This is a genomic window from Marinagarivorans sp., from assembly GCF_982758155.1.
Genome location: NZ_CEXWTU010000274.1, coordinates 1 through 5,863 on the forward strand (window position 1 = coordinate 1; position 5,863 = coordinate 5,863).

General features: G+C 46.8%; 3 protein-coding genes. All 3 read left to right on the plus strand.

The annotated features are described in order from the left end of the window. Positions 1-45: 45 nt before the first annotated feature. Positions 46-684 (plus strand): pilus assembly PilX family protein, encoded by a 639-nt coding sequence (locus AC3A8L_RS19205; protein WP_487963887.1) that lies wholly within the window; start codon positions 46-48, stop codon positions 682-684. Positions 685-688: 4 nt separating this feature from the next. Further along, positions 689-5,692: a pilus assembly protein gene (locus tag AC3A8L_RS19210; RefSeq protein WP_487963888.1), complete on the plus strand. Its 5,004-nt coding sequence runs from the start codon at positions 689-691 to the stop codon at positions 5,690-5,692. Continuing rightward, on the plus strand, positions 5,686-5,863 hold a 178-nt coding region (locus AC3A8L_RS19215; RefSeq protein WP_487963889.1), incomplete at its 3' end, for a type IV pilin protein. The genes AC3A8L_RS19210 and AC3A8L_RS19215, both read left to right, overlap by 7 nt.

Sequence of the window (5,863 nt, forward strand, 5' to 3'; positions counted from 1 at the left end):
GCCAGCGTTTGCAACAGTTCGCATTCGTAATAGGGGGTAATCGGTATGAGACATCAGCAAACAGGTGCCACTCTTATTGTAGCCTTGGTTTTACTCGTTATTGTTTCGTTGTTTGGTATAGCGGGAATGCGTGGTACCACCTTAGAGATGAAAATGATTGCAAGTGCCCGCGATCGAGCGATTGCATTCGAAGCCGCAGAAAGTACTTTAAGGCAAGTTGAAAAAAACATTATAGATGCGCCGCCAACGTTAGCCCAAATTAAAGAATTCCCGGTCGGATGTGTTTCGGCTGAAGACAGCAGCCAAAAAGGTTTTTGTTTTGGTGGCGATTTCGAACTAGAGAGTCCCTACAGTACATGCAGTATTCTTCCTGATGATACTACCGAGGTGGTTAATATCTGGGCTTCTCAAGACAATTGGGAGAGGGGTAATTTCGCTGTGGAAAATGTACCCGTCTCTCAAAGTGGTGAGGGAGATGCAAAAATGCTGGAAACTAAATTTTTTGTAGAATTTATGTGTTTCACGCTTAAAGAGTCGGGCCTTCAGGCAACTTTGGATGATAAAGAAAACGGCGATGGTGATTTAATTTATATGCCAATGTACCGAATTACAGCGCTAGCAGAGGGGCCTGGGCGGCGTGCACGTGTCATGTCGCAGGCCATGGTAAAAGTCAATGTGGAGTAAAAAAATGATGTCGAAATACGGATTACCTAAAAAGGTTAAGGCTTGTGCATTAACCTTTTCGGCGTTGCTAGGTTTTTGCGCTGCAGAAGTTACTGCGCAAACCATGGCTGACTACAATACTTTGCCGCGCTCGCTAGATCAGGGGGTTGCCCCGATGATTATGTTGGCGCTCTCGAACGACCATCAGTTGTATTTTAAAGCCTATACCGATTACGACGACTTAAACGATAACGGTGATTTAGAAACGGATGAAATCACCTATTCCAACGATCGTAATTACGCCGGATATTTTAGCAATCAGCATTGTTACACCTATGGTGGTGCGTTGTTTGAAATCACCAATGATGCAACAGGCGATGCCAATAAAAAACACTATTGTTCGGTGGAGGGAGAGTGGAGCGGAAATTTTCTGAACTGGGCCACAATGACGCGAATCGATGTGCTGCGGTACGTTTTGTATGGCGGCCTGCGATCTAACAATGAGCCTGATAGTACAGTGCTAGAGCGTAGCTACCTACCCAACGATGCCCATAGTTTTGCTAAATATTATAACGGTAGTGATTTAGGTGACCTGACGCCCTTATCGAACATTGAGGGAGGGGATCAAGGTATTACAATCTGCAATACCACTTTGCACACCGGGGCTGCTCAGAAGGAAAGTAAAAGTAATTCAAACCCGCCCTTAATGCGTGTAGTAAAGGGTAATTTTGGTTTGTGGGCTTCTGGTGAACGTTACCAATGTTTGTTTTGGGGGCACGAAGAAGATGAAAATGGTGACCCGGTTAAGGATGAGAACGGTAATACCGTTTATAATGATACTGTCAACGAGGGACTGAATGCAGGGGTTGATCGTCGTGGCAAAGCTAGTCCTGATGCGTCTAAAAATGCAGCTGCTATTGAAGCATTTACACTGGCATCTGGCGGTAACTTTATTCCTGTACTTGACTCCCCCAATATTGATGAAGTTAATGACTCCTTTGAAGGTGATTATAATCTGTATATCAGCGCTTGCCCCAATGCCAATGCGGATGAAATTGAAGGTTGTAAGAGCTACGGTGAAACCTATAAACCAACAGGTTTACTGCATACCTCCGGGGCTAATGGCGATGCGCTATATGGCTTGCTAACCGGCAGCTATGAAGATAATAAGCAAGGCGGTTACCTTCGGAAAAATATTGGTGTTATCACCGATGAAATCAATGCCGCTACCGGGCAATTTATAGCGCCACCTGAAGGTGGAATCATTCAAACCTTAGATCGTCTGCGTATCGCAGGTTGGCGCGAGAGTGATGGCACGGCTTGGGCTGGTGATGATAATGTGAATAACGCTGATGGTGCTGTTTATAACGAAGAGAGCGCGGGTGCTAATCTAGGGTTTTGTAAATGGAGTCGTATTGGTTTTGATAATGGACACTGTGTTGATTGGGGTAATCCTTTAGGGGAAATACTGGGCGAAAGCTATCGCTATTTTGCAGGTATTGACGGCGAGGTGAACAAGCCGGATGCCGCTGGCGTAACCGCCTCTGTCTTAGAGGGTGATAAAGCGCCTACCGATGTTAAAAAAGCGCAATGGGCTCCACTCACTGACGAGAAATACTCATGTGCCAACATGAACGTAATTGGTTTAAATACCAGTGCGCAAACCTTTGAGGCTGAGTTGGATGCTTTTGCGGATGGGTTAACGGATGCAACAAGTACTAATATTGATGATGCTACAGATACATTACTTGACGATGGTGCTTATTTTGTGGGTGATGCAACTGGTGATGCTTTAAGAACCAATATAAGTTGCTCAGCTAAGACCGTGACAAACTTATCCGATGCGATAGGGCCTTGCCCTGATGCGCCAGGTTTAGAGGGTACATGGCGTGCAGCAGGCTTGGCAAAAATTGTTAGTGGTCGCGCCGATATAGCTGCGGATGAAGATGTAAGCGATGACGGTGATAGTTACGATCTTAATGGTTTGTTAACAGGAAGCCAGCGGGTGGTTACTCACGGCTTACAGTTGGCAACGACACTGCCCTTAGCAAAAATCAAATATGAAGGCCGCACTTTAGTGATCACGCCGATGTGCGAAAGCTGGGGCGATGCGGATGAGGGTGAGGATTCACGTACTTATTTGGGTAACTGCGCCTTGGTGGATTTTAAAGTGTTAAGTAAGAGTGATACGGAAGGGGCTTTTTATGTTAACTGGGAAGATAGTGAGCAGGGCGGTGATTACGATCAAGATATGCATGGCATTTTAAGCTATGAGATCGACGGTACTATGCTAAAAGTCACAACAAAAGTCATTGGTCAATCTTCGGAAAAGCGTTTGGGTTTTGGTTATGTTCTTGCTGGGCTAGGCGCTAGTGACGGTGTTTATGTTAATTCAGGGATTAATGGTTACCCCGGTGTTGATAATTATAAATATCCCGGTTGCGATAATGAAACAGCGACGGGTTATACGGCCTATCAAAATAAAAAATTCTATGTCAACGGTAGGGATGATCGCCTTGGTGGTAATGACCCTGTACTTTTTAAGGGGTGCGGCCTAGATAATGCTGCGGCCACAAAGCCACATCTAATCGATGCGGAGGGTGGTGACGCCCAACCCATGCCACCAGTATTACAATTAGCCGCTTTAGGCGCTGGTGGTCAGTTTGTTAGCGTCAACGACCCAGACTCCTTAAAAGACGAGCTCAATTCGATTATTGGTAACCTAGGCCCGAAACCTATCGCCGGTGGTGGCGAGGTTGCAGCCAGTGGTGGTAGCGGCGGTACTAAGTTGTTTTTGCACACCACCTACTACTCACAGCGCGAAAATTCCGCGGGTGATCGTGTTAATTGGGTGGGGCAAGTGGGTGCGCTACACTTGGATAATAAAGGCCGCTTACGCGAAGATACTCCAGGCGGTGGCCGTGTTGTAGGCGAACTGGATCCAACTGATTACATTATTCGTTTCTCCAAAACATTAAAAGACGCCAACGATCAGCCAGTAGTCGAGAAGTATTCATTAGAGGGTGAGGTCGAAAGTGCTGTTGAGGGGGGGTTTACCTTCGACGATATTAATTATATTTGGAATGCAACCGATAGCCTTGCTGCACAGGCTGCGCAGGTAGATGGCCGAAATATATACACTGCGCTCCCCGATTTAACCGCCGCAGATATCAACACCGATGTTGTAAAAGTGGATGATCTTCCTAAATTTAATACAGATACATTTGCTTCTGAGACGGCTGAATTGCTCTTGGGGGGCGGGGTTCCGAGAGCTGAATTGGTGGCCTTTATTCAAGGCTCATACGATGATGCCGCTGGCACCCTCCGTTCGCGAACCTTGGATGCAAAAAAGTACTTATTAGGCGATGTACTCACAAGCCCAGTTATTCAAGGCCGCCCCGATTACACCTACGCCAATGAACTAAGTGATGATAGCTACAAGGTTTACCAGAATAAATATGCCGATGCAGCTAAAATTGCCTATGTTGCCGCTAACGATGGTTTGATTCACGCCTTTTATGCTGCACAAGGCAGTACGCCGCTAGAGGGTAAAACCTTAGGCGAAGAGTTATGGGCCTATGCGCCGTTTAATTTGCTGCCCCATTTACAGTGGTTGCCCAACAAGCGTTATTCTCATGTGCCGTATTTTGATGGTTATATGCGTACATTTGATGTAAAGGCCTTTCCTGAAGGGCACCCGGATATTTACCCTGGTGGATGGGGCACTATTTTGGTGGTAGGCACAGGTTTAGGTGGCGGCGCTTACGGAATTGATTTGGATGGTAAAGAGGTATCCACTCGCCCAGCTTATATTGTCTTAGATATAACCAATAGGAATTTAGAAAAGCCTAAACTCATTGCCGAGATATCTCACGAGCAACTCGGTTTTACCACCGGCGAGCCGGATGTGGCGCGCTTCAAAGAGGATGCTAGCGACCCTGCAGAATTTGGTAAGTGGTATTTGGTGTTTGGCTCTGGTCCTCGCGGCTACGACCAATCGAGCGCCAGAAGTGCGCAGCAAAACTACACGCTCGAGCAAAACACCCCAGAACTTAATCGCCCGCATTTATTTGCTTTTAATCTTACAGATAAAACCACCTTAACGACTCATCGTATTGCTGATGCTGATCCACTGGCGTTTATTGGTGGGGTAAATAGCATGGATTGGGATCGCGACTTTGCTGATGACATGCTCTACTTTGGTACCGTAGCCGGCACACAGGAAACGCCCTCCGGTAAATTATGGCGCGCTAAGGTGTCCCTAGGTGGCACAGGCTTAAATTTCGAACCTTCGGTAATGTTCGATACCCAAAAGCCGGTGGCCAAGCGCCCGGCAACAGTTATCGATTACCGCAATAATTATTGGGTATTTACAGGCACTGGCCGTTATTATGTACGAAGTGATGCGGCTAATAACAACAGTGGCAATATTTACCTAGGCCTTAAAGAGCAGCGCAATGCCGACACTGGCGCGCTTGCTTCTGCGTTTATACCCTTTACAGTTGATACGTTGTTCAATACAACTGGGGTTACAATAAAAGAAAGCGGGGCACTAGAAAACGCCGGCAACAATACAGGTGGTAGTGCTATTAACTATATCGACGGCTTGCGTAAGGAAATCGCTGAAAACAAAGATGGCTGGTATATCAACTTTGGGGGTAACGAGCGCCAGCATACGGGTACCGGTTATGCCGCATCTACGTTGTTTTTTAGTACTACAGTGCCAGGGGCGTCGGAATCGTGTTCGTCTGGTGATCAAGGCTATGTTTACTTAATCGATATGCGCTCGGGTGTTTTCTCGCCTTTTTATAAGCCGACGGCGTCGAGTGGTGATAATCAAAATAATGGTACTAATGTGGATTCAGTGTTGGGGTCTATAGATATTTTTGGCCCAGGTCCTGTTTTAGAGGGCCCCTACCCGCCAACCGATGTCTGGAATTTGGCGAGTGGTGGTGTTGAGGATGGGCCAGAACCTGTTGAATTTAAATCGCAGCGCCACTCTTGGCGTGAGGTGCAAGCTCCATGGTAAGCAATGTTAAGCGCGCGCTTGGCTTTACCTTAATCGAGGTAATGATAGTGGTAGTGATAGTGGCTATTTTAGCGGCTATTGCTCTGCCTTCGTACCAGCAATACGTAGAGCGTAGCCGGCGTGTGGATGCCACAGAAACATTACTGCGCATGGCTACCCTGCAAGAGCGTA

Coding starts and splice junctions, on each gene's coding strand:
- AC3A8L_RS19205 (WP_487963887.1), top strand. CDS start 46: ATGAGACATCAGCAAACAGGTGCCACTCTTATTGTAGCCTTGGTTTTA.
- AC3A8L_RS19210 (WP_487963888.1), top strand. CDS start 689: ATGATGTCGAAATACGGATTACCTAAAAAGGTTAAGGCTTGTGCATTA.